The 23,545-nt window shown below is 59.7% G+C and carries 27 protein-coding genes and 1 riboswitch; of the genes, 12 read left to right on the top strand and 15 right to left on the bottom strand.

The features are described 5' to 3' along the window. Positions 1–61 precede the first annotated feature (61 nt). From FBZ99_RS20125 to FBZ99_RS20115, 3 genes are all read right to left on the bottom strand, one after another. Positions 62–1,948, bottom strand: a complete 1,887-nt coding sequence (locus tag FBZ99_RS20125) for a bifunctional sugar phosphate isomerase/epimerase/4-hydroxyphenylpyruvate dioxygenase family protein (protein WP_145634505.1) — start codon at positions 1,946–1,948, stop codon at positions 62–64. 83 nt (positions 1,949–2,031) lie between these two features. After that, a complete protein-coding gene (locus tag FBZ99_RS20120; protein ID WP_113353186.1) occupies positions 2,032–3,372 on the bottom strand; it encodes an MFS transporter in 1,341 nt (446 codons plus the stop codon). Between the two features lie 435 nt (positions 3,373–3,807). Further along, the gene (locus FBZ99_RS20115) at positions 3,808–4,293 is read right to left on the bottom strand and encodes an Lrp/AsnC family transcriptional regulator (RefSeq protein WP_145634503.1); all 486 of its coding nucleotides are present in this window, start codon (positions 4,291–4,293) and stop codon (positions 3,808–3,810) included. Positions 4,294–4,464: 171 nt separating this feature from the next. On the opposite strand from FBZ99_RS20115, the gene FBZ99_RS20110 reads away from it, so the two are divergent. The 5 genes from FBZ99_RS20110 to FBZ99_RS20090 all read left to right on the top strand — a co-directional run bounded on the left by FBZ99_RS20110 (position 4,465) and on the right by FBZ99_RS20090 (position 8,484). After that, complete coding sequence (locus FBZ99_RS20110) at positions 4,465–5,244, top strand: ABC transporter ATP-binding protein (RefSeq protein ID WP_145634501.1); 780 nt, start codon at positions 4,465–4,467, stop codon at positions 5,242–5,244. A 44-nt stretch (positions 5,245–5,288) separates the two neighbouring features. Continuing rightward, positions 5,289–6,062 carry a transporter substrate-binding domain-containing protein gene (locus FBZ99_RS20105; RefSeq protein ID WP_113353188.1) on the top strand — a complete coding sequence of 258 codons (774 nt, stop codon included), beginning with the start codon at positions 5,289–5,291 and terminating at the stop codon, positions 6,060–6,062. 12 nt (positions 6,063–6,074) lie between these two features. Continuing rightward, positions 6,075–6,800: an ABC transporter permease gene (locus FBZ99_RS20100; RefSeq protein ID WP_113353189.1), complete on the top strand. Its 726-nt coding sequence runs from the start codon at positions 6,075–6,077 to the stop codon at positions 6,798–6,800. An 11-nt stretch (positions 6,801–6,811) separates the two neighbouring features. Next, positions 6,812–7,501 carry an ABC transporter permease gene (locus FBZ99_RS20095; protein WP_113353190.1) on the top strand — a complete coding sequence of 230 codons (690 nt, stop codon included), beginning with the start codon at positions 6,812–6,814 and terminating at the stop codon, positions 7,499–7,501. Positions 7,502–7,563: 62 nt separating this feature from the next. Beyond that, on the top strand, positions 7,564–8,484 hold the full coding sequence (locus FBZ99_RS20090; RefSeq protein ID WP_145634498.1) for a homocysteine S-methyltransferase family protein: 921 nt from the start codon (positions 7,564–7,566) through the stop codon (positions 8,482–8,484). A gap of 57 nt (positions 8,485–8,541) precedes the next feature. Here the strand turns inward: FBZ99_RS20090 and ribB are convergent, their stop codons facing one another. The 7 genes from ribB to FBZ99_RS20055 all read right to left on the bottom strand — a co-directional run bounded on the left by ribB (position 8,542) and on the right by FBZ99_RS20055 (position 15,471). Next, entirely contained in the window at positions 8,542–9,168 is a 627-nt protein-coding gene (ribB, locus tag FBZ99_RS20085) for a 3,4-dihydroxy-2-butanone-4-phosphate synthase (protein ID WP_113353554.1), read from the bottom strand. 112 nt (positions 9,169–9,280) lie between these two features. After that, positions 9,281–9,427: riboswitch (FMN riboswitch) on the bottom strand. Positions 9,428–9,527: 100 nt separating this feature from the next. Further along, positions 9,528–10,310: a glucose 1-dehydrogenase gene (locus FBZ99_RS20080; protein ID WP_145634496.1), complete on the bottom strand. Its 783-nt coding sequence runs from the start codon at positions 10,308–10,310 to the stop codon at positions 9,528–9,530. 76 nt (positions 10,311–10,386) lie between these two features. Beyond that, complete coding sequence (gene tpiA / locus FBZ99_RS20075) at positions 10,387–11,124, bottom strand: triose-phosphate isomerase (RefSeq protein ID WP_145634494.1); 738 nt, start codon at positions 11,122–11,124, stop codon at positions 10,387–10,389. A gap of 4 nt (positions 11,125–11,128) precedes the next feature. Continuing rightward, positions 11,129–11,917, bottom strand: coding sequence for an SDR family oxidoreductase (locus FBZ99_RS20070; protein WP_145634492.1), 789 nt, complete (start codon positions 11,915–11,917; stop codon positions 11,129–11,131). A 20-nt stretch (positions 11,918–11,937) separates the two neighbouring features. Next, positions 11,938–13,416 (bottom strand): sugar ABC transporter ATP-binding protein, encoded by a 1,479-nt coding sequence (locus FBZ99_RS20065; RefSeq protein ID WP_145634490.1) that lies wholly within the window; start codon positions 13,414–13,416, stop codon positions 11,938–11,940. Between the two features lie 28 nt (positions 13,417–13,444). Beyond that, positions 13,445–14,374 (bottom strand): sugar ABC transporter substrate-binding protein, encoded by a 930-nt coding sequence (locus FBZ99_RS20060; protein WP_145634488.1) that lies wholly within the window; start codon positions 14,372–14,374, stop codon positions 13,445–13,447. A 116-nt stretch (positions 14,375–14,490) separates the two neighbouring features. Next, complete coding sequence (locus FBZ99_RS20055) at positions 14,491–15,471, bottom strand: ABC transporter permease (RefSeq protein WP_113331068.1); 981 nt, start codon at positions 15,469–15,471, stop codon at positions 14,491–14,493. A gap of 223 nt (positions 15,472–15,694) precedes the next feature. On the opposite strand from FBZ99_RS20055, the gene FBZ99_RS20050 reads away from it, so the two are divergent. The 4 genes from FBZ99_RS20050 (at position 15,695) to FBZ99_RS20035 (ending at position 20,078) form a co-directional block, all read left to right on the top strand. Beyond that, positions 15,695–16,504: a transketolase gene (locus FBZ99_RS20050; RefSeq protein WP_113331069.1), complete on the top strand. Its 810-nt coding sequence runs from the start codon at positions 15,695–15,697 to the stop codon at positions 16,502–16,504. Beyond that, positions 16,504–17,460, top strand: a complete 957-nt coding sequence (locus FBZ99_RS20045) for a transketolase family protein (protein ID WP_113353196.1) — start codon at positions 16,504–16,506, stop codon at positions 17,458–17,460. Before FBZ99_RS20050 ends, FBZ99_RS20045 begins: the two co-directional genes overlap by 1 nt. Positions 17,461–17,636: 176 nt before the next feature. After that, the gene (locus tag FBZ99_RS20040; RefSeq protein ID WP_145634689.1) at positions 17,637–19,103 is read left to right on the top strand and encodes an FGGY family carbohydrate kinase; all 1,467 of its coding nucleotides are present in this window, start codon (positions 17,637–17,639) and stop codon (positions 19,101–19,103) included. 21 nt (positions 19,104–19,124) lie between these two features. After that, positions 19,125–20,078 (top strand): sugar-binding transcriptional regulator, encoded by a 954-nt coding sequence (locus FBZ99_RS20035; RefSeq protein ID WP_113353198.1) that lies wholly within the window; start codon positions 19,125–19,127, stop codon positions 20,076–20,078. Positions 20,079–20,242: 164 nt separating this feature from the next. On the opposite strand, the gene FBZ99_RS20030 is transcribed toward FBZ99_RS20035, so the two are convergent. From FBZ99_RS20030 to FBZ99_RS20010, 5 genes are all read right to left on the bottom strand, one after another. Then, positions 20,243–20,497 carry a toxin-antitoxin system HicB family antitoxin gene (locus FBZ99_RS20030; RefSeq protein ID WP_037155628.1) on the bottom strand — a complete coding sequence of 85 codons (255 nt, stop codon included), beginning with the start codon at positions 20,495–20,497 and terminating at the stop codon, positions 20,243–20,245. Continuing rightward, the gene (locus FBZ99_RS20025; RefSeq protein ID WP_233788508.1) at positions 20,494–20,970 is read right to left on the bottom strand and encodes a putative toxin-antitoxin system toxin component, PIN family; all 477 of its coding nucleotides are present in this window, start codon (positions 20,968–20,970) and stop codon (positions 20,494–20,496) included. Before FBZ99_RS20025 ends, FBZ99_RS20030 begins: the two co-directional genes overlap by 4 nt. Beyond that, positions 20,970–21,206 carry a hypothetical protein gene (locus tag FBZ99_RS20020; RefSeq protein ID WP_145321508.1) on the bottom strand — a complete coding sequence of 79 codons (237 nt, stop codon included), beginning with the start codon at positions 21,204–21,206 and terminating at the stop codon, positions 20,970–20,972. The genes FBZ99_RS20025 and FBZ99_RS20020 overlap by 1 nt, the downstream gene beginning before the upstream one ends. Continuing rightward, complete coding sequence (locus tag FBZ99_RS20015; protein WP_113353199.1) at positions 21,193–21,411, bottom strand: helix-turn-helix transcriptional regulator; 219 nt, start codon at positions 21,409–21,411, stop codon at positions 21,193–21,195. Before FBZ99_RS20015 ends, FBZ99_RS20020 begins: the two co-directional genes overlap by 14 nt. A 140-nt stretch (positions 21,412–21,551) precedes the next feature. Then, the gene (locus FBZ99_RS20010) at positions 21,552–21,782 is read right to left on the bottom strand and encodes a helix-turn-helix domain-containing protein (RefSeq protein WP_233788507.1); all 231 of its coding nucleotides are present in this window, start codon (positions 21,780–21,782) and stop codon (positions 21,552–21,554) included. A gap of 145 nt (positions 21,783–21,927) precedes the next feature. Here FBZ99_RS20010 and FBZ99_RS20005 point away from each other — a divergent pair, with 145 nt between their 5' ends. The 3 genes from FBZ99_RS20005 (at position 21,928) to FBZ99_RS19995 (ending at position 23,427) form a co-directional block, all read left to right on the top strand. After that, positions 21,928–22,632 (top strand): hypothetical protein, encoded by a 705-nt coding sequence (locus FBZ99_RS20005; protein ID WP_145634485.1) that lies wholly within the window; start codon positions 21,928–21,930, stop codon positions 22,630–22,632. Between the two features lie 63 nt (positions 22,633–22,695). Beyond that, positions 22,696–23,085: a hypothetical protein gene (locus FBZ99_RS20000; RefSeq protein ID WP_145634484.1), complete on the top strand. Its 390-nt coding sequence runs from the start codon at positions 22,696–22,698 to the stop codon at positions 23,083–23,085. Positions 23,086–23,094: 9 nt separating this feature from the next. Beyond that, positions 23,095–23,427 carry a hypothetical protein gene (locus tag FBZ99_RS19995; RefSeq protein WP_113353203.1) on the top strand — a complete coding sequence of 111 codons (333 nt, stop codon included), beginning with the start codon at positions 23,095–23,097 and terminating at the stop codon, positions 23,425–23,427. Positions 23,428–23,545 lie beyond the last annotated feature (118 nt).

The raw sequence follows: 23,545 nt of genomic DNA, 5'->3' as shown, positions 1-23,545 counted from the left end.
TGTCCCTGCCCAACATTGAAGATCAAAGCTTTAACACAGGCTTCACGCCAATGGGGAGGGCCTAAAGTTTCGGCAGACCAATCGGTCGCAGATGCCGCCTCAGCGCCGCAATGCGAAAAATGGCATTCGCCGCGCCATATCCACGATAGCCGCCGCGCTGAACAATTTCGAAGAAGAAGCCTTCGCCGTAAGTGGGGCTGTAAAGCTGGAAATATTCGCCGTGATCGTCGCGGTCATAGAGGATGTTGTGCGCCTTCAGGCGATCCGTGAAAGCCGGCTCCAGGCCGAATCTCGCTTCCAGATCGTCGTAGTAGTTGGGCGAGATCATCAAGGTGGCAAAGCCGTTGTCCGACAGAGCGGCCGCGGCGGCAAAGATATCATCGGTCGCAAAGGCAAGATGCTGGATGCCGGAGCCAAAAGTTTCGGCGATGAAATGCCCGGCGAGCGTGTTGCGATTTTCCGCACCGTTCAGCGTGATGCGCAAGCTGCCCGGCTCGTTTTCGACGACCTGGCTGCGAACGACCCCGGCGGGATCGATAATGTCGACCATCGGCGTCTTATGCGCATTCAATATCGCGGTATAAAAGAGCAGCCAGGTCAGCAGCTCTTCGTATTTCATCGTTTGCGCGACATGGTCTATGCCCGTCAACCCAACAGGCCGCCAATCGGTATCGTCATGGACCGGATCGAATTCGATCTCCCATATGCGGCTAAGCGCGCTCCTGCGATCGAGGAAATACAGGATGCCGCCGCCAACGCCCCTGACACCAGGCATTTCAATCTCGCCGGGATCCAATGGTTGTTCGAAGCGTTCGGCGCCCAGGGCCACGGCCCGCGCAACCGCGGCTTCCGCATCATCCACCCATAATCCCATCGCATAGGCCGACTGCCCATGCAAAGCGTACGAGGCGCCCGCAAACCCGTCCGGATCGGTATTGACGACAAGATTAATGTCGCCTTGCCGGAAGACATCGACACGCTTGCTCTTATGGCGCCCGACATGGCGAAAGCCCAGCGCACGCAGCCGATCAGAAAGGACAGACGCCTCGGCTTCGTCGACGGTAAACTCGACAAAGGCAACGCCGTCCACTTCGGCACGCGGCGGCATCGGGGGCAAGGTGAGACCGCTGTTCTCCGCGCGACGAACCTGGTCGCCAAGATAGATGAGCGAGCGCCGGCCATCGACGGCGATGGCGGTCGGCGAGCCGCCGCGGAACTGGTCGTTGAAAATCTCCAGCGACAGATAGCCGTCATAGCCCGTCGCGGCGACGGCCTTCATGAATTCGAGTACGGGAAGGTCGCCCTCCCCTGGCATGTTGCGGAAATGGCGGCTCCAATAGAGCAGATCCATGTCGATTAGCGGCGCGTCGGCAAGCTGGATGATGAAGATCTTCTCTTTCGGGATCGACCGGATCGAATTGACGTCGATCTTGCGAGAAAGCGTGTGGAAGCTGTCGAGAATGAGGCCGATGTTTGGATGATCGGCACGGCGAACAATTTCCCAGGCATCGCGGTGGTCGTTAATGTGTCGTCCCCAGGCGAGCGCCTCATATCCGACGCGCAGGCCGCGTTTGGCCGCTCTCTCGCCGAGCTCGAAGAAGTCGGCGGCGGCACGATCAATCCCGCCCAGCGCCACGGACGAGACGTTCGAACAAACAAGAACGAGATCGGTCCCCATCTCCTGCATTAGATCGAACTTGCGTTCTGCGCGATCGAAGGTCCGGCTGCGGAAGGGTTCAGGCATGCCTTCAAAGTCCCGGAAGGGCTGAAAGAGTGTAATCTCCAGCCCATGATCCCTCACGATCTGACCGACCTGGCGCGGTGATTCATCGAAAGCGAGAAAGTCGTTCTCGAAGATTTCGACGCCATCGAAACCTGCCTTGGCGATGGCCTGAAGCTTTTCCTTGAGGTCACCACTGATCGAAACGGTCGCAATCGAGGTTTTCATTGTTTCATCCCGTTACTTGACGATTTTCAACAAACTCATCCGCGATCGCGACACGTCATTGCTGCGCAGATCGGGACTGGCCGCTAGACAGCCCGATCGGCGTGGCGAACGGCAGCTGCCAAGCGTCGTTCATCCCTGCCAAGCTGATCGATCGGCGTCCGGTAGGTCTCCGTCGCGGTTGCCGCGGAAATGGCGGCAATCAAGGCTGTGATGGAGGTAAAGACCGCGACTGGCACCCAACCCATCGGTCCGGTGCCCATGACCGCCGCGCTGATCGTTGGCGCGAAGCCGCCGAGCGCGAAACCGATCTGGGTTCCGACGGCCATGCCGGACAGACGCACGCGGGTATCGAACATTTCGGCATAGAGGGCCGGCCAGATGCCGTTCGATGCACTATAGACCACGCCCGAAAGCAGGATGCCGAGGACGAAGACGAGCATGAGGTTGTTCTGGCTGATGGCCCAGATGTAGGGCCAGATCAGCACCGCGCAGCCGACGGCTCCAAAGATGAACACGGGTTTGCGGCCGATGCGGTCTGCTAGAATGGCCCATGCGGGAATCGCGCCCAGCGCCGCGATATTGGCAAGCACCAGAACGGTCAGCATCGTCGAACGATCGATATGCATGGTATTGACCGCATAGGACAGCGTGAAGACGCTGAAGATCGTGCTGACGACGGAAATCAGTGCCGCGAAGATGATGCGCAGGACATCCGCCCAATAATTGGTGAGCAGCGAGACGAGCGGCAGCTTTACGATCTCGCCCTTCTGGGTTTCCTCCAAAAAGGCCGGGGTTTCGGCAAGCGTGCGGCGAACCCAGAATCCGACGATGACCACCACGAAGCTCAGGAAGAACGGGATACGCCAACCCCATGACATCAACGCGGCTTCATCGAGCTTTCCAAGCGGAATGAAGACCAATGTTGCAAGGATCAGTCCGGCCTGTGTTCCGCTCAGCGTGAAGCTGGTAAAGAAGGCCCGTCTATTTTCTGGCGCGTGCTCAAGCGTCATGGAGCTGGCGCCGGCCTGTTCGCCGGCGGCCGAAATGCCTTGCAGCACGCGCGCCAGAACCAGAAGAATGGGCGCCAGGATGCCGGCCTGATTATAGGTGGGCAGGCAGCCGATGATGAAAGTCGAAAAACCCATGAGGAGCAGGGTGAAGGTCAGCACCTTCTTGCGGCCGAACTTGTCGCCGACGTGACCCAGGACGACCGCCCCCAGCGGCCGCATGATATAGGCGACGCCAAAGGTCGCGAATGAGGCGATGGCGGCCGTTTGCGGGTCTTCCGCCGAAAAGAATATCTTCGGGAAAATGAGCGCTGCTGCCGTACCGTAGACGAAGAAATCGTAATATTCGACGGCGCTTCCCAACCAGCTCGCAAGAGCCGCGCGCTTGGGTGTTTTATGTTCGATTTGTCTTTTCATGGTCGTTCCTCCCCAGAGCATTCGGATGTCGAGAACATATCGCAACCGTGGCATCCGGCCTCCGCCTGCACCCGCTTGCAAGGACATCCCAGATCATCCTGACAATCTTCGATGCTGCACGATGCAGCACCCTCACTCCTCGTTAACAATAATGTACGAACTAGTTCGTTTTGTAAAGCGCCAGCAACCTGTCATCCCGCAGCGCCTCGTGTCGAGCAATAGAAACAATGCGTTGAAGCAGCTTGTTACGTCACAGCCTGAGGCGGTGAAGGCCTCCCAGTCGGGCTGAGCGCGCCTGCAGAGGCCCCATCATTATTCGTTGAAAATCTTGAAGGTCAGGCAATATCAGCTGGACCAAGGACAGTTCCCTCTCGCCCAGTACATGTCAATGATCGGCGAGTACGGCACGCCCTCGATCATCCCGCGACCCGCGGCTTACCGGCCGGCCTCGTTGCCATCTGCCAGCGGCACGAACAAACCAAGCTTAACGTCACGCAGCACCACATTCGTGTGCATACGCCGTATCTGCGGATTCTCCGCCATGATCACGGCGGCGATGTCGTCATAATGCTCGACATCCCTGGCGGTGACGATCGCAATGAGATCGACCGCGCCCGTGACGTAATAGACCTGCTGGATATGATCCTGCTTTTCCGCCCAAAGGCGGAACTTGGCAAGCGCATCGTAATTGTCCCGCTCGATCTCCATGCCGACAATTAACACCATTGGAGTTCCGGTCGCCTTGCGGTCGACGACCGCGATTTCCGCCTTGATGATACCGTCCTCGCGCAACCGTTTCAGGCGCCGTTGCACAGCCGAAGTCGAAAGGCCGACCTCCTCCGCGATCGCTTCGGCAGTGAGCTGGCAATTGCGCTGGACGATATCGAGAATATCGCGATCAAAGCGATCCAGATTTTCCATTCCCGCTCCTTTCGGCGTCGATGAACTTAGGCGACGACATCTCTGTTCCATCGTAAAAGATGCACAAGAAATACATTTTTGCTTTTTATATGCAAAATAATCGGAAATTGCGCGCAAATTCCGCTCTCCTTCGCGATATTCTCCGCAAATTGTTTTTCATCGGAATTCTATATGCCAGAGCTGCCCTCCCAGGCTCTTCGCGTGGAAGATCTCCACAAGAGCTTTGGGTCACATCAGGTCCTCAAGGGCGTTTCAACGACCGCCCATCAAGGGGACGTGATTTCCATCATCGGCTCGTCCGGTTCCGGGAAAAGCACGTTCCTGCGCTGCATAAACCTGCTTGAAATGCCCGATCGCGGCCGCATCGTCGTCAACGGCGAGGAAGTCGCGCTGAGGCAGGGACGCCATGGACAGATGCAGCCGAAAAGCTGGCGGCAGATCGAACGGATGCGCAGCGGATTGGGCATGGTATTTCAGAGCTTCAATCTCTGGGCGCACATGACCGTTCTCGAAAACATCATCGAGGCTCCGGTGCATGTCCTCGGCGTCCCCCGTCGCGAGGCTATCGACAAGGCAGAAGTTCTTCTCAACAAAGTCGGGCTTTACGACAAGCGCGACGCCTATCCGGCCTTTCTCTCCGGGGGACAGCAGCAAAGAGCGGCGATCGCTCGCGCGCTTTGCATCGACCCGGCCGTGATGCTCTTCGACGAGCCGACATCGGCGCTCGATCCCGAACTGGTCGGCGAGGTCCTCAAGGTCATCCGCGATCTCGCGGAAGAGGGCCGAACCATGCTGCTGGTCACCCACGAGATGCGCTTTGCCCGCGATGTCTCGAACCACGTTCTCTTCCTGCATCAGGGACGGATCGAGGAGGAAGGGCCGCCAAAGCAGATCTTCGACGCCCCGATCAGCAGCCGATGCCGGGAATTTACCGGCATGCTGACGTCCTGATCCACATCCCATTCGCAGACAACACCATTAGGAGAATCCCTTATATGAGAATGGCTTCCACTCTGTTCGCCGCGCTTGCCTTCGCTCTCTCTTCGATGACGGCGCAGGCCGAGGTTCGCTTCGGCATCATGAACGAATCCTACCCGCCCTTCTTCGCCAAGGATGCCTCCGGCAAATGGCAGGGCTGGGAAATCGATATGATGGACGCCGTTTGCGAGCAGATGAAAGAGAAATGCTCGATCATCGAGCTTTCCTGGGACGGCCTCATTCCGGCGCTTCAGAGCAAGAAGTTCGATGTGATCTGGTCGTCGATGTCGAACACGGCGGAGCGTTCGAAGATCATCGATTTCACCGACAAATATTATAACACGCCCAGCACGCTGATCGGCCCGAAGGACCAGAAGACCGGAGCGACGGCAGACGATGTCAAGGGCAAGACCATCGGCATCCAGGTGTCGACGATCCAGTCGGAATATTACAAGAAGTACTTCGCCAAGGTTGCAGACGAAAAGACCTACCAAACGCTCGACGAGGCGTTTCAGGACCTCGCTGCAGGCCGCATCGACTACGTCTTCGGCGATTCCCTTGCGCTTGATGCCTTCCTCAAGAGCGACAGCGGCAAGGATTGCTGCGCCAAGATGGGCGATGTCGCCGACGACAAGGAAATTCTCGGAGCCGGCGTTTCGGGCGGTTTGCGCAAGGAAGACACCGAGCTCAAGGCTAAGCTCAACGCAGCGATCGCCGCGGTACGCGCCAGCGGCAAATACGACGAGATCACGAAGAAGTATTTCAGCTTCGATATCTACGGCGCCAAGTAAACGATCGCAACGATGGCGACCTCTCCTCAGGGCATTCTGGACCTGCTCTCCCCCTATCCTCCGGGCTGGGGTGGAGTACTCTTGACCGGGGCCGCCTCCACGGTCGCCATCTCCGCCGGCGCTTTTCTGATCGGCCTTCTGCTCGGTACGGGCGGCGCGCTCGGCAAGCTCTCCGGCATCAGGCCGCTCCGGCTGCTGCTTGAACTCTATACGACCGCCGTCCGCGCGGTCCCCGAGCTGATCCTGATCGTCGGGCTCTATTACGCAGGGATGGACGGCCTCAATCGGCTCCTCATTGCGCTCAATCTGCCGGCATTCGAATTGAATGGCTTCGCTGTCGCGGTCGCCGTGCTTGGCTTCGTGCAGGGCGCCTATATGACGGAAGTGCTGCGCGGCGCGATCCTGGCGATCCCTGTCGGCCAGATCGAGGCGGCAAAGGCATTCGGCATGGGCGCACGCCTGCGTTTCCGTCGCATCATCTTACCCGCCCTGCTGCCGAATGCCCTTCCCGGTCTTGCCAATCTATGGATGTCGGTCACCAAGGACAGCGCTCTCGTCGCCGTCGTCGGCTACCAGGAACTGGCTCTCGCCACGCGGCTCGCTGGCGCTAGCACCAAGCACTATTTCATCTTTTTCCTGGCTTCCGCCCTCATTTATCTCGCTCTCACGCTCGTCTCGAACGCCCTCTTCGACCTGCTGGAGCGGCGTGTACGCCGCGGCCAGCCGAAGCTTGCCTGAGGGGTGCCGGCATGACCTTCTCATGGATATCCGCCTATTGGCCGCTTCTGTTGACGGGAGCCGTGCAAACGCTGTCGCTGCTTGTGATTTCCGTCGTCTTCGGCTTCGTCATCGCGATCGGCCTCGCCTTTTCCCAGGTCAGCGGCGGCCCCATCCTGCGAAGCCTTGCGCGTGGCTACTGCACCTTCTTTCGGGGCACGCCGCTGCTGATACAGCTCTGGCTGCTCTACTACGGCGTCGGCTCTCTTCTGCCGATGATCCCGGGAATCCGCCAAAGCCTGTTCTGGCCGATCCTACGTGAAGGTTTCTTCTTCGCGGCCGTCAGCTTCACGCTGAATTACGCGGCCTATGAGGCGGAGGTTTTGCGCGGTGCATTGCTGGCCGTTCCGAAAGGCGAGCTGGAAGCCGGCCGCGCCTTCGGCATGCGCCCCCTGACGCTGACGCGGCGCATCTGGCTGCCGCGCGCCATTCGCATCGCATTGCCGACGATCGGCGGCGAAATCGTCATGCAGTTGAAGGCAACGCCACTCGCCTTCACCGTCACCGTGATGGACCTCTATGCCGTTGCCACCAAGGTTCGTCAGGACACCCTGCTGGTCTACGAGCCTCTGATCGTCGTCACCGTCTTCTATCTCGTCATCACAGCCATCATCGCGCGAAGCTTCCGGTTCCTAGAAGCGCAGGTGCCGGTGCGGCGCTAACCCCGGCATGAAGGAGAGATCAAACCTCTCCGCAGATCCGAGCCATTCTGGAGATCCCATTCATGAGCAAACCCTTGATCCTCGACGGCGGCATGAGCCGCGAACTGCTGCGTCTCGGCGCGGAACTGAAGCAACCGGAATGGTCGGCGCTGGCACTGGTCGATTCACCGGAGATTGTCCGGCAGGTGCATGACGAATTCATCGCTGCCGGTTCGGATGTCGTTACGACCAACAGCTACGCGCTCGTGCCCTTCCACATTGGCGAGGAACGGTTCTGGAAGGAAGGGGCTGATCTCATCACCCTTTCCGGACGGCTGGCGCGCGACGCCGCTAACGCCTGCAAGGATCGAAAAATCCTGGTCGCAGGCTCCCTGCCTCCGATCTTCGGCTCCTACGAACCACAGAATTTCGATCCGTTACGCGTTCAGGACTATCTCAAGGTTCTGGTCGAAAACCTCTACCCTTACGTCGATGTCTGGCTCGGGGAAACCCTCAGCTTGATCGCGGAGGGAGAGGCGGTTCGGACGGCGGTCGCTGAAACCGGCAAACCGTTCTGGATCTCCTTCACGCTTGCGGATGACGCCGCGCAAAGGAATGGCGCCTCGCCTAAGCTCCGCTCCGGCGAACTTGTCGAGGATGCGGCTCGGTGGGCAGCGTCATCTGGCGCGGACGCGCTCCTGTTCAACTGCAGCAAACCGGAAGTCATGCGCAAGGCCGTCGATGCGGCAGCGGAGGTTTTCAAGCAGGGCGGCGATAATCTGCGGATCGGCGTCTATGCCAATGCTTTCGAGGGAGAACAAGGCGAGTCGGCCGCCAACGAGGGCCTTCACGCGACCCGTCAGGATCTGAATGACGACGCCTATTCGCGCTTCGCCTGTTCATGGGTCGATGCCGGCGCGACGATGGTCGGTGGTTGCTGCGGGATCGGCGCCGGGCATATTCATAGGCTGAGGAAGGCTCTCCTTCATCCTCAAGGAGCATAGGAGAGCCTTGCGCAAGCATCGATCCGGGCAGGATCAAAATAGGCTGTATCGGAACGATCAGGCAGCCTTGAAGGGAGCGCTTGCGGCCCTGTAGGCAATCAGATCCTCGATCGTCACGAGATGGAGGCCATGCCGCTCGGCAAAGACCTCAAGCTCTGGAAGGCGCGCCATCGTGCCGTCGTCGTTCGCCACTTCGCAGATGACGCCGGCCGGCGAAAGGCCGGCAAGCCGGGCCAGATCCACGGCTGCTTCCGTGTGCCCAGGACGCGACAGGACGCCGTTTGGATGCGCGCGAAGCGGAAAGATATGACCGGGCCGGGCAAATTCCTCAGGACGCGATCCGTCCCTGACGAGGGCTTGAACGGTTGCCGCCCTGTCGGCGGCGGATATTCCGGTCGTGGTTTCCGGAATGTAGTCGACGGAAACGGTGAAGGCGGTCTTGAGGACTTCCGTGTTGCGCGGCACCATCAACGGAATATCGAGCTCGTCGAGCCTCTCGCCCTCCATCGGAACGCAGATGAGACCACGGGCATGGTTCATCATGAACGCGATCGCCTGCGGTGTGACCGCTTCCGCGGCGATCACCAGATCGCCTTCGTTTTCGCGGTCACGATCATCGACAACCACGATGATCTCGCCCCGCGCAATCGCAGCGATCGCATCTTCAATTTTCGAAATTGCCATTTTCCTGCCTTTCAAGGGTTGCCGTTCGAAACGGCGTGCATGGCCGGTCAAAGCCACCATTTTCCCTTGGGCGAACAAGCATGTGAACGCCGCCACGACGCGGCGTCTCCTGCATTGCTCTCTTCCATCCGGACTATACCGTCGGCTCCGGCATCTCACCGGATCTGCTGACCCTTCCGAAAGCTCGGAAGGCGCTCGCGGGCTCGAGGAAACTCCCCATACCGCCGGTGGGGAATTACACCCCGCCCTGAGAACAATTGAAAGATAAGGGATCAATGCCTCATTCCGCAAGAGGCTTTGATCGCCAAAACGTCGAGAATCCGATCCGCCCAACGAACGCACCGTTCCTCATTGTCGAACTACGACATGATCAAGCCGCCATCGACATTGATCGTCTGGCCCGTGATATAGGCCGCATCGTCGCTGGCCAGGAAAGTGACGAGACCGGCGACATCTTCGCCCGATCCGGCCCGTTTCATCGGAATGCCCTGGACCCATTCCTTCATGAGTTCGCCGGGGCCGTAATTGCCCAAAAGCTTCCCCCAAGCCTGGTCGTTATAGGCCCACATGTCGGTTTCGATGATGCCTGGGCAAAAAGCGTTCACTGTGATGCCTTCGGTCGCGACTTCCTTGGCAAGGCTCTGGGTAATGCCGACGACGCCCATCTTCGATGCCGCATAATGCGGCGTGTAGATGAAGCCGTCCCGCGCCTGGCCGGAAGCGGTATTGATGATGCGGCCGCCGCGGCCATGTTTGCGCATGCGGGCAATCGCCTCCTGGGCGCAGAGGAAGACACCTTTGGTATTGACCGCCATGACCTTGTCCCATTCGCCCTCGGTCATGTCCTCGACGCGGGCGATGGTGATGACACCGGCATTCTGGATGGAAACATCGACGGCACCGAAGGCCACCTCAGCCGCCTCGTAGAGCCCCTTCACACTGGCCTTGTCGGTCACGTCACCGATGAAGGAAATCGCCTTCCCGCCGTCAGCCTTGATCGCATCGGCGACCGCATGGACGGAATCCTCATTGGCCGAGACTACGAGATTGGCGCCCTCACGCGCGAACCGTCTGGCGATCGCGGCCCCGATGCCGCGGCTCGCGCCGGTGATGACCACGGTCTTGTTTTCGAAACGCTGCATTTCCTATTCCTTTCGCGGTGACAGCCACGCCAGGCGCCGGCTCAAGGGGCCGAGCGCCCGCCTGTTGCTGGCGACTTCAAACGGCGGCCGAGATAATCCCGGCAAACTCCGATGCCTTCAGGGATGCGCCCCCGACCAGGGCACCATCGACGTTGCGAACGCCGAAGATTGCCCTTGCGTTCGATGCTTTGACCGAACCGCCATAGAGGATCCTGACATCCTTCCCCTCTTCTCCCAGCCGCTTTTCAAGCGCCTGGCGGATGGACGAATGCATCTCCTCGATCTGCTCCAGGGTCGGAACTAGCCCTGTTCCGATCGCCCACACTGGTTCATAGGCGATCACCGTGTTCGAACTGGTTGCGGTGTTGGGAATTGATGCTTCTAGCTGGGCACGAACCACTTCGATCGCCCTGCCCTCGTCCCGTTCCGCACGTGTCTCCCCGACGCAAATGATGCTCGTCAGCCTGGTCTCATGGACCGCGACAGCCTTGGCCGCAACTGCGCCGTCCGTCTCCCTATAGGCCGAGCGCCGCTCGGAATGTCCCAGAATGACGAAACGAGCGCCGATTTCGGCGAGCATCTCGGCGGAAACATCTCCGGTATAGGCGCCTGAGGTCCGCGCGTGGCAATCCTGTGCCCCAATGGCAATCCCTGATCCTCGCACCCGTTCGACCGCTTTCTCGACCAGCGTTAAGGGCGGGCAGACGACGATGTCACACGCCGCCTCGCCCGTTATTCCCTTCAGCGCCTCGATCTCGGCCAGGGAGGAGGCGAGACCGTTCATTTTCCAGTTGCCGGCAATCAGTTTCCTCATCGCATCACCAGCAGCAAAACCCGCCATCGACGAGCAGATCGACGCCCGTCACGAAGCTTGCGGCATTCGACAGCAGGAAGACGGCTGGGCCGACCATCTCATCGACCGTTGCCATGCGCTGCATCGGCGTCTGCTCTTCGAAAAGTTTGCTCTGATGAACCATTTCCGGACGCGTGTTCATCGGCGTCGCCGTGTATCCCGGCGAGATGGTGTTGACGCGGACGCCGCGACCGACCCACTCCATCGCGAGCGACTTCGACATGTGGATCACACCGGCTTTGGAGGCGTTGTAATGAGCCTGGCTCAGGCCGCGATTGACGATAACGCCGGACATAGAGGCGATATTGACGATCGATCCGCGCCCGTTCTTCAGCATCGCGCGTGCTTCCGCCTGGCAGGACAGAAAAACGCCCTTTAGGTTGATGTCCATCAGCGTCTGGTACTGTTCTTCTTCCATCTCTTCCGCGGGATTGGCGTTGGCGATACCGGCGGCATTGACTGCAAGCGTCAAGGCCCCAAGTTCCGCCTCGGTACGCGCAACCGCCTCCCCGAGAGAGGACTTGCTGGTCACATCGGCTGCAATCTGGATGGAACGGCGACCGGCAGCTTCGATATGCGAAGCCGTGTTCGCTAGACCATCGTCGGATCGACGGTCCAGAAGCGCGACGTTGGCGCCGCACTGCGCAAGACCGATGGCGATACGCTGCCCAATCCCGCTTCCAGCGCCGGTCACAAGCGCGACCTGTCCCTCAAGATCGAAAAGCTTCGGGGCGTTCAGAGTGATGTCGGACACCGCTCTTCCTTTCTGTTTGTCTAGATTGTCGCAAGTTCCATGACAGAGACGTCATTGGCCTCGTCACGATTGAGAATGCCTGCCTGCTTGCCCTGTGCAAGCACGAGAATCCGGTTGGAGACACCAAGAACCTCCTCGAGATCGGAGCTGACGACGATGACGGCCACCCCCTGCTTTGCGAGGTTGACGATGATGTCGTAAATGCTGGCTCGCGCGCCGACATCGATGCCACGGGTCGGCTCGTCGAGGACGACGACCTTGGGGTCACGCATCAGCCACTTTGCGATGACGACCTTTTGCTGGTTGCCGCCCGACAGGTCCGAGGCATATTGCTCGGCCCGGCCTTTGACGCCGAATTTCGCCACAGCCTTTTCGGCGAAAGCACGTTTGACACGTGATGTGATCCAGCGTCCACCGAGCTTGTCGAGGTTGGCATAGATGATGTTTTCACTGATGCGATGGCCGACGACGAGACCCTGCTCCTTGCGATCCTCGGGCACCATCACGATGCCCTTGGCGATCGCCTCGGCCGGATTGCGAAGCTTGAGCTCCTCACCCTCCAGCTTGATCGAGCCGGCGATGATCGGATCAGCGCCAGAAACGGCACGGACGAGTTCGGTGCGGCCGGCACCAACCAGCCCGGCAATGCCGAGGATCTCCCCGGCGCGAACTTCGAACGTCACGTCCTCGAAGGACCCGTCAGGCGAACTCAATCCGCTGACCTGCAAAACAGGGCGATCCGTCGGTTCGGGAAGAGCCGGGAACATCCGGTCCAGCGAACGGCCGACCATGCTTTCGACGATGGTACGAACAGGTGTGGCGCTGTCGGCGAACTCCTGAACCCGCTCGCCATCGCGCAGGACGACGATGCGATCGGTGATCTGCTTGATCTCCTCCATGCGGTGGGAGATGTAGATGATGCCGACACCTTCGGACCGAAGCTTTCTCACCTGCTCGAAAAGCGCTTCCGTCTCCGCGCCACCAAGCGCTGCGGTCGGCTCATCGAGAATCAGCAGCTTGGCATTGAGCGCCAGCGCCTTGGCGATCTCGATGAGCTGCTGATTGGCAGTCGACAGGCCCGCGACCTTGCGTGTCGCTGGAATATGTAGGTTCAGGCGTGCGAGCTGTTCCTGGGCGCGCCGGACCATCTGAGGGCGATCGACAGCCCCGTTCTTCATCGGCCATCGCCCGATGAAGACATTTTCGGCGATCGAAAGATGCGGCAGGAGCTGCAATTCCTGATGGATCAGGACGACGCCCTTGTCGATCGCCTCGCGCGGAGTGGCGGGGGCATAGGGCTGCCCCAGCCATGTCATCGTTCCCTCGGAAGGCGTGCGTGATCCGGCGATGATGCCCGACAAGGTCGATTTGCCGGCGCCGTTTTCACCGAGAAGCGCGACCACTTCACCCGGATAGACATCAAGGCTGACATTCTTCAGCACCTGAAGCGGTCCGTAGCGCTTGGATATGCCCCTCAGGGAAAGAACGGGCTCAGTCACGGCACACCTCCTCAAGATTTCAGGACGATTACGGGTGGTTGGCGATGAAGCCGGCCACGTTTTCCTTGGTCGTCAGCGTGGCGTCCATGAGCTGCACCGCGGGCACCTTCTCGCCGGCGACGAGCTTGACGGCATTCGCGACCGCGTCGCGGCCCATCTTCTGCGTCTGCTGCGTCGCGGTCACATCGAAGACACCCTTGCTGAGCGCTTCCAGAGCCGCCGTATCGCCGTCGAAGCCGCCGACAACGATCTTCTGGGACGGGTTTGCAACCTTGATCGCCTGCGCGGCGCCGAGGGCAAGCGCGTCGGCCTGAGCAAACACGATCGATACGTCGGGATTTGCCTGAAGCATGTTCTGCATGATCTGGAAGCCCTCGTCCTGGGCCCACATGTTGGAATATTGCTCGGCAACCACCTTCACGCCGGGGTTTGCCTTCAGCGATTCGCCGCAACCCTTGCTGCGGTCGACTTCAGGCGTCGTGCCCTTCTGGCCGTGGATGATCACCATCTTGCCCTTGCCGCCGGCCTGCCTGAGGATGTAGTCACAAACGGCCTTGGCCGACGCGACAGAATCCGTTGCAAGGAAAGTGTCGCCCGGCGCGCCGTCGGCATTGCGGTCGACGTTGACGACAGGAATACCGGCATTCTTGGCGAGCTTTACCGGAACACTCGCGGCAGCGGCACCGGCCGGAATATAGATCAAGGCGTCGATATTCTGGGTGAGCAGATCCTGAATCTGGTTGATCTGCGTCGGACCATCGCCCTTGGCATCCACGGTGACGACCTGAATGCCACGCTTCTTGGCCTCATCCTCGACGGACTGCTTGATCTGGTTGAAGAAGTTTGCCTGCAGGTTCGCGACCGCCAGACCGATCTTCTTGGTGTCTTTTGCCTGAACAGAGCCCAACGACATGGCCAGCACGGCGGCCGAGGCCAGAAGTATGCGCGCAAGTTTCATTTCATTTCCTCCTTTTTTAGTGAACCCTTGGGCATATCCTCCCCCTCGGGCAAATGATCCGCTCCAAACCTTTCGGAGAGGAAATCGCTGGGATCCGCCGGACGCGGGCCAGAATGTCAGGCCCGCCGCCTGCGGATCGTTTCCGCACCGACCGCGAGCACGATGACGATGCCAATGATGACCTGCTGCAGGAATGGCGAGACGTTGAGAAGATTGAGACCGTTGCGCAGGACACCGATGATCAGGACGCCGATCAGCGTGCCGCCGATACCGCCGGCCCCACCGGAGAGCGAAGTGCCACCAATGACGACGGCCGCAATCGTGTCGAGTTCGTATCCAAAGCCGCTGGATGGCTGAACGGAATCGAGACGAGCCGCCAGTACGATACCGGCAAGACCGGCAAGTACCGCGCTTGCGACATAGACAGCAATCGTCACGAGCTGAACATTGATGCCGGCGAGACGAGCCACTTCCGGATTGCCGCCCACGGCATAGAGCATGCGCCCCTCGGAGCGGAAGTGAAGGAACACCCAGGCCACGGCGACGACCGCCAGCATCAGGAAGACCGTTGCCGTCAGCACGCCGAAATGGCGATCGATCGCGAGCATCATGAACCAGTCGGGAAATCCGACGATCTGCTGGCCATCCGTGATCATGTTCGCGACGCCCCGCGCGGCCGACATCATAGCCAAAGTTGCGATAAAGGCCGGAACCCTGAAAAGAGTGACGAGAAGCCCGACGATCAGTCCGCTCACCGCGGAGGCGGCAAGTGCAACCACGATGCCGGCGGCAAGCGGCAGGCCGGCGATATTTGCCGTCCAGCCCATGACCATCATGGACAGCGCAAGAACCGAACCGACGGAAAGGTCGATGCCGCCGATCAGGATGACGAAAGTCATGCCGACGGCCATGATTCCGAGCACGGTGATCTGATCGAGAATGTTGAGGCCGTTGCGGAGCGAAAGAAACGCATCGGTGCTGAGGCTCAAGAAAACGCAAAGAGCGAGCAATCCGACAAGCGGTCCGGTAGCACCGGTGAGCTTTCTCAGCCATGCCACGGACGGACGGCTCTGTTCATTAACGTCGATCGCCACCATCATTCCTCCCAGGGACCTGAGGCTAGCGGCCATGTCTGGCGGCTAGAACTTCAAGCTAGAATATTTATTCACATATGCTGGAAAATTCATTACCAACTCACTTTGGCGCTGTCAACCGGGTCTTATCTGCCTGTTTTACTGACAATGGATATATGGGGGCTTGACTAACGGCCCTCCTGTGCAAAAATATAAACTGATGAATATTTATTCACACGAGGAAATAATGGAGCCTTCCGAACTTGAACGTGTTGCTCGCCAGATACGTCTGCGAGACCTCCAGGCAGTCTACGAGGCAGGGGCCGGACATATTGGCGGCGAGATGTCCGTGATCGACCTTCTGACCGCGTTGTATTTCCGCGTGCTGCGCGTCTGGCCGGATCAGCCGAAACATCCCGATCGGGACAGGTTTGTGCTGTCGAAGGGACATACGGCGTGCGCGCTCTACGTCACTCTGGCGAAACGCGGCTTCATCCCGGAAGACGAGATTTCGACGTTCCTGAAGCCGCATTCGCGGCTCAATGGACACCCCAATTGCAACAAGGTGCCGGGCGTCGAAACCAATACTGGTCCTCTCGGACACGGCCTACCGGTCGCGGTTGGCATGGCCAAGGCGGCGAAATTATCTGGGGCCGGCTACCATACCTACGTGATCACCGGCGATGGCGAGATGCAGGAAGGCTCCAACTGGGAGGCGATCATGGCCGCGGCGCAGTTCCGGCTTGATAACCTCACCCTGATCGTCGACCACAACCGTTTCCAGCAGGGTGCCGCGCTTTCGGATACGAACGACATAGCACCTCTTCGCCCGAAGCTCGAAGCCTTTGGCTGGGACGTCAGCGAAATCGACGGCAACAACATGCACGAGGTCGTCCCGGCGCTCGAGCGCCGAAGCGAGCGCCCCCACTGCATCGTGGCCCACACCAACAAGGGGCACGGAATCTCTTTCATGCAGGACCGTGTCGACTGGCACCACAAGGTTCCGAACAAGGAACAGTACGAAGTCGCATTGGCAGAATTGTCGGAGGCACTTTAATGAACGCGCCCGTGAACGCACCCAAGCTCCATGATTGCCGAGACGCTTTCGCAGCGACGCTCGAACGCCTTGCCGCCGAGAACGAAACGATCGTCGCAGTCTGCAACGATTCGGTCGGCTCTTCGAAGCTCGGCGGCTTCAAGTCCAAATTCCCCGATCGGCTGGTCAATGTCGGCATCGCCGAGCAGAACATGGTCGGCGTGGGCGCGGGCCTCGCCAATGGCGGACGCCTCCCCTATGTCTGCGGCGCGTCACCGTTCCTCACAGGTCGATCGCTTGAGCAGATCAAGGCCGACATCTCCTACTCGAACGCTAACGTCAAGCTCGTCGGCATTTCCTCCGGCATGGCCTATGGGGAGCTCGGCCCGACCCATCACTCGATAGAGGATTTCGCCTGGACCCGAGTTCTGCCCAACCTCCCCGTGATCGCGCCTTGCGACCGCATAGAGACGGCGGCGGCGGTGGAATGGGCGGCAAATTACAATGGCCCTTGCTTCCTGCGCCTGTCTCGGGTCGGCGTGCCCGACCTGCTGCCGGAGGACTACAAGTTCGAGCTTGGAAAGGCCAATCTCTTGCGTGAAGGTTCCGATGTTACGCTCATTGCGAACGGAACGTTGACCCATCGCATGGTGAAGGCCGCCGATATCCTAGCGCGACGCGGCATAGAGGCCAGGGTGATCAATCTCGCCACGGTTCGTCCGATCGACGAGGATGCCATCATTGCCGCCGCCAAGGAAACCGGCGCGATCGTGACGGCGGAAGAACATTCGATCTTTGGCGGGTTGGGATCGGCCGTGGCCGAGGTTGTCGTCGACAACGCCCCCGTGCCGATGACGCGCCTCGGCGTTCCCGGCATCTACGCGCCGACCGGTTCTGCCGAATTCCTGCTCGATGAATTCGGCATGGCCCCACCAGCTATTGCCGACGCCGCGCAAGCGCTTATCAAGCGCAAGTAGACAAACAGACGCATTGGAACCGAGGCGGATTGCCGTCGGTTCCAGTAATTGGAGGCGGATGATTTTAGCTGGAATAGAGCCAAAGTCTGAATCCGCTTTGAAATCAAAGAAATAGAGCATGATGTCGTTCGAGAACCGCTCACACTTTTCGGTACCATGCTCGGGTGGAGGATATGATGCGGGCCATTCTGGCAATCGACCAGGGAACCACCAATTCCAAGGCGGTACTGGTCTCCGAGAGCGGAGACATCATTGCCAGAGGCTCGGCTCCGGTAGGCATCTCCTATCCGCGGCCCGGCTGGGTCGAGCAGGATCCCGATCGGATTTACGCATCCGTCTGTGAAGCGATCGCACTATGCCTGCGAAGCGCGCCCGTCGCGACAATCGAAGCGATAGCGATCTCCAATCAGCGGGAATCCGTCACCATTTGGGATGCCGAAACTGGCAAGGCGCTCGGACCGGTCTTGAGCTGGCAATGCCGGCGCACCGCGTCGGATTGCGAGCGTCTTATCGCGGACGGACATCTCAAGCGCGTCGAGGCGCTGACCGGCCTCCCCCTTGATCCGATGTTTCCTGGTCCGAAATTCCGATGGCTTCTCGATCGGGTCGCGCATGGGAAAAAGGCCCGCATCGGAACGATCGACAGCTGGCTCGTTCACTGCCTTACCGGCGGTCGCAAGCATGTCTGCGACGCCTCGAACGCCGCGCGAAGCCAGTTGTTCGACCTTGAGGCCCAAACCTGGAGCAGGGAATTGGGTGCGATTTTCGGAGTCGATATCCGGCTCCTTCCGGAGGTACTCGACAGTTCCGCGGACTTCGGAACAACGCACGGCCTTGCCGGCGTTCCGGACGGCACGCCGATCAGATCGGCCATCGGGGACAGCCATGCGGCCCTGTTCGGACACGGGGCCTTCAAGCCGGGCGACAGCAAGGCGACCTTCGGAACAGGGTCTTCCGTCATGACCACTCTTCCGCGCTTCATCGCGCCGCGCAACGGCATCACCACGACGGTCGCCTGGCGCATCGCCGGACAACCGACCTTCGCATTCGAAGGCAATATCCTCGTGTGCGCCGCGAGCCTGCCCTGGATGGCCGGCATCCTGGGCCTTCCGGATGTTGGCTCCCTTATCGACCTAGCGGCGACCGCTGAGCCTGATGGCCCGGGCTTCGTGCCCGCCTTCGTCGGTTTGGGCGCCCCTTACTGGAATTCCGACGCCCGTGCCCTTTTCTCACAGATCAACTTCAGCACAACCCGCGCGCAGATGGCGCGCTCGGTTACTGACTCGATCGCTTTCCAGGTTCATGACGTGATTACGGCCATGCGGGCGCAGAGCGGTGACGATCTCGGCACGCTTTATGTCGACGGCGGCCCGAGCCAGAACCACTTTCTCATGCAGTGCGTATCAAACCTGGTGAGGCACGCCATCATCCAGTGCGAGGCACCGGAAGCCTCCGCTCTAGGGGCAGCCCATCTCGCAGGTCTCTCGATAGGCCTGTGGCCGGATCTCGTCGCCATCGCGGCGCTTCCGAGAAACAATAAGATCATCGAGCCGGAGAACATCGACAGTACAGGCCTCCTGAACAGGTGGAATGATGCGCTGGCCCGCTCGACGTTGCGCGCAACTCCGGTTAAAGGTGAATAAAAATTCACCCCGGGATCAACGATGGCTCGCCTTAACGAACTCCGCCTCATCTCAAGAGTTGCCCAGATGTACCATATAGAGGGCAAGCGGCAGGCGGATATCGCGCAGCACCTTCGCCTGTCGCAGGCGACGGTGTCGCGAATGCTGAAACGGGCCGAGGCGGAAGATATCGTTCGCACGAGCGTCATTCCGCCCGTTGGCACCTACAGCGAACTCGAAGGAGCGCTGCGCGAGAAGTACGGTCTCCCCGAGGCAATCGTCGTCGAATGCACGGAGGACCGCGACGGCGCCATCATGGCCCGGATCGGCGAAGCCGCCGCGCATCTTTTGGAGGTGACGCTTGCACCCGGCGAAATCATCGGCGTGTCGAGCTGGAGCCAGACGATCTTCAGGATGGTGGAAAACATTCATCCGCAAAAGAGCGCCCAGGCCAAGTACGTCGTTCAGACGCTGGGCGGCATGGGCGACCCGTCGGTCCAGACTCATGCCACCCAGCTGACCACCCGCCTCGCTCGACTGACCGGCGCCGAACCGAAGCTTCTTCCAGTACAGGGTGTTACGACCTCGCGCGAGGCTAAACTCCTGATGCAGGCGGATCCGTTCGTGCGGGAGACCATGGATCTTTTCGGCAGCATCACGCTCGCCATCGTCGGCATCGGCGCCGTGGAGCCGTCGGAACTGCTGGCGAGATCCGGCAATATCTTCTCGTCGCGGGAGCTCGCCGATCTTGCCGAGGCCGGTGCGGTCGGCGATATATCGCTGCGGTTCTTCGACAAGGACGGCAAGCCTGTCAAAACGCCGCTCGATGAGCGCGTGATCGGCTTCCCGCTAGAAGATCTCGAACGGGTCGATCGGGTCATCGCGCTTGCCGGCGGAGCGAAGAAGACAGCGGCGATCGCCGGCGCCCTGAGGATCGGAGTTATCGATACGCTGATAACGGACAAGTTCAGCGCCGAGCGCCTCATAGAATCATAGGCGGCCACGGCGGCTACAATCTGTTGTCAATGGAATCGCCGCCTATGTGGTGACCGTAGAGAGTTGCGCCACTTTCGTGGGCGCTTGTGGGCGCCGTTTCGTTCCGGCCCACTCCAGCAAGCAAAAAGGCTTTCACCGCATCCGTTCAGGCCCGATGCATTGCATCAGATGGTGTCTTCCTTCAGCGGCGGCACATCCGGCGCTTTGTCCAGCAAGCCTGTCAGCGCACCGCGCTTCGTCGTACCTGCACGCGCTTTCAGGAATTCGCTGGCCGTCTCAACGGCCCCGATCTTCTGCGCGACCGCAGAAATAATCCACTGATTGAGGGACACGCCGTCTTCTTGTGCCAGACGCGCCGCCGTCTCCTTGAGCGACTGCGGCAGTTGCAGCGGGTATTTATAGCGTTGGGTCTGCGTCATGTGTTCAGTCTCCTGACAATCTCTCCCGGTGTTATCACGGTCACGCCCAATCCAAGCGCCGGACGGAAATCCTTGACGTTATACGTCACGATGGCCTCAGCCTGTCCGTTTAAGGCAGCTTCCAGCACCATTTCGTCGGCGACATCGGAGAGCATCGGTCGCGTCCGAAACGAGATATCGACGCCCTCGGCAATGGCGGCAAGCGCGCTCATCACCGAAGCGACATCCTCAAGGCTGTGTCCGGTCGCCTGTCGGGTTTCCTCGCGGCTCAACACCGCCTCATACTCCAGAAACACCGCCGTCGAACAAAGCGGCGTCACCATGCCCCGATCAGCAAAGCGCAGAAGCAGGTTGCTTGCGCCATTCCGGCTGCGGAACGCCGCTACGATCACATTGGTATCCAGAACCAGCCTCATGGCAGAGAATTTATAGACATCCCATAGGATGTCAATGTTTTGAATGGTGGATCCCATTATCCATTGTCATCCTCTGCGCTGTCTTCGCTTCTGCCCCGATTGTCACTGGCAGCCCGCAACGCTTCGAAGTGTTCCCGCGCCATCTGCCTGCCGATCAACCGGGCAATGGACAGCACAATCGCGTTCAGCCGCTCGGAAGCCTCGGCCTTGCCTGCTCCCTCCTGTCCATCAGGCGGTTGATTGTCATTCGCCAGCTCCTCTCTGTCATTGAGCTTTCTATCATCGGCCATCATCGCGCTTTCCCTTCGGCCGCCGCCATGCGACGGGGTTTGCGATCCAGCGGTTGATCTCGGATTCATGCCATCCCGCGCCGTTGACGCTGATCCTGATCTGCGCGGGAAACGTACCCTCGGCGATCTTGCGGTAGATGGTGGAGCGGGAAAGACCCGTGCGGAAACGCACGGTATTCAAGCGGATGATACGGTCTGGCACGGGCATGGCAGCGCTGCCCCCTGCTGGTTGTTCCTGAACCAGGGAGAAATCAAGATTTACCCTTTTGCAATAGGTATTTAGCCGTCGTCGTACTGGTGCGTAGAGACGGCGGAAAAAAGGAAAAACTTACAATCGCTGTTCCGGCCTCAACGCGTGGTCTTCTTCGCCAATCGCACGCCCGGACCACCGCCGTTCTCCGGGATGAACTCTATGCCTTCAGCTTCAAGAGCAGAACATATCTTCCGCTGAGTTTCGGAAGATACGACGGGTATGTTCTCGCCCTCACTTTCGCAACGCTTAATCGTCGGCACAGAGACGCCGGCCCGACGAGCAAGCTCTGCCTGTGATATTCCAATCAATGCGCGAGCTGCCCGCATCTGTCCTGCTGTTACCAAAGCCCATTGATCCCTTTAGATCATTTCGGTATGATCCAAAAGGATCAATCGCCCTTAACGCGGCTGAACACGGTGTTCGCGCACCGCGCCCAGCCTGACCACAACCAAGCTGTATGGAGCTCAGATCATGGCTGATTCTGACAATAACACGACTTTGTCTTCCGTCACGCGCAGGATGTTGCTGACGGGCACGATGGCAGCCACGGCGACATGGCCGTTCGACTATGGCGCGGCCGCCGCCGAGGCGCTGGCCGGCGATGTTGTCTCCGATCCCGCGCTGGACCTTTGGCGGCAATGGCTGGCGGCACACAATGAAACGCAGCGGCTTTGGAACATACAGCTGGACCTTGAAAGCAGGATGGTCGCCGCCGTCGGATTTCCGCAGGTGGAAATCACACTGCCCGGAAAAAAGAAGCCGGTGCGTGCGTTCAGCCTGGAAGACATAGACCGAATATGCGGCGATGCAGCCGGGCATGAGCCCGTGAAGGCGCAAGCAATAGCCGCCTTCCGGGAACGGCAGGAAGTTTGGGATCGTCTGGATGACGCTTTGGGATATAGTCGTGTCGAGAAAGCCGAGATCCAATCTGACCGCATGGAAATGAAGTTGGCCGACGCCCTGATGGCCATGCCGGCCACGACGGTTGCTGGTGTGCCCGGCAAGCTTGATGTGATCTTGTGCGGAGGCGAACACTTCGACAAAGGCCCAGACTTCCCCTCGCTGCAAGTGAGCGCGGCGCTGGCCGATTTGGTGCGCATCGGGCAAGCCCTACAGCCGGGTCTCTTCATGCCCGGAAGCGACCGGCTCCCGGGAGCCAATGGCGGCGCATCATGAAAAGCCTGCTCGGGGAAATAAGACGGCAAAGCCCTCCACGGCACATTTGCACCGAGGGCTGCCGTGTCTGTGACCCTTACTGAACGCCTCAGCCATCTTCCCGAGAACAGGCGTCGTGAACTGGAACGGATCGCGCGAATCCTGTTCGATGAATTCGAGGACGTGCAAAAGAGCAGACTGTCGGACACGGAGAAGGGTGGACGTATCCTCAAACTGCTTCTCTTTAGCCCTTTTGCACGCTGTGACTGGGTAGAGGACCGCGAAAACGATGGTCGTTCCGAATATAACCTGCTCGTCGTCGTTACGACTGAAACCTTTGCCGATCCACGTTTCTGGTACCGGGGTATCGATCGCTTCCTACGGGAACTGACGGTCACCAGACATCTGGCAACGCCGGTCAACTTCATCGTTCATTCCGTCACGGACCTCAATAAGCAGCTCGCGTATGGTTGACCCTTCTTCGTGGACATCGCCCGTGACGGCATCCTGCTCTACGAAACGCCGGGTCTTCCCCGCGCCAAACCCAAGCCACAGGATCCAGAGGTCGTCGAGGCTGAAATGATCAGGCATTTCGGCCATTGGTTCCCAAGCGCCACGCATCGCTTCGAACTGGCGAAGGAGGCCATGGGTCGTGGTTACGGCAAGGAAGCAGCCTTTGACCTGCATCAGACCGTCGCGACGCAATATCGCTCGCCGTGGGACGTTCTCCATCCCGGTCGCGCCTTCGCGACGAAATTGGCGGCGAGCCCCCTGACGGACGCTGTCCTACAGAAGCGAGTATCTGACTATCTATGATAAAGGCTCAGGGTCCCCACATAAGCCAGGACCTGCAGGTCCCAGCGATCTGGCTGACTACCTCCCTACACGATGGCTCTCACGATGGGGTCAAAGGAACTTTTGATGGCGCAGCGCT

Origin of the sequence: Rhizobium sp. ERR 1071 (assembly GCF_007828675.1) — a bacterium.
GTDB lineage: Bacteria > Pseudomonadota > Alphaproteobacteria > Rhizobiales > Rhizobiaceae > Rhizobium > Rhizobium dioscoreae.
The sequence above is the reverse complement of the archived record's forward strand: the minus strand, read 5'-3'. Positions and strand labels throughout refer to the sequence as shown.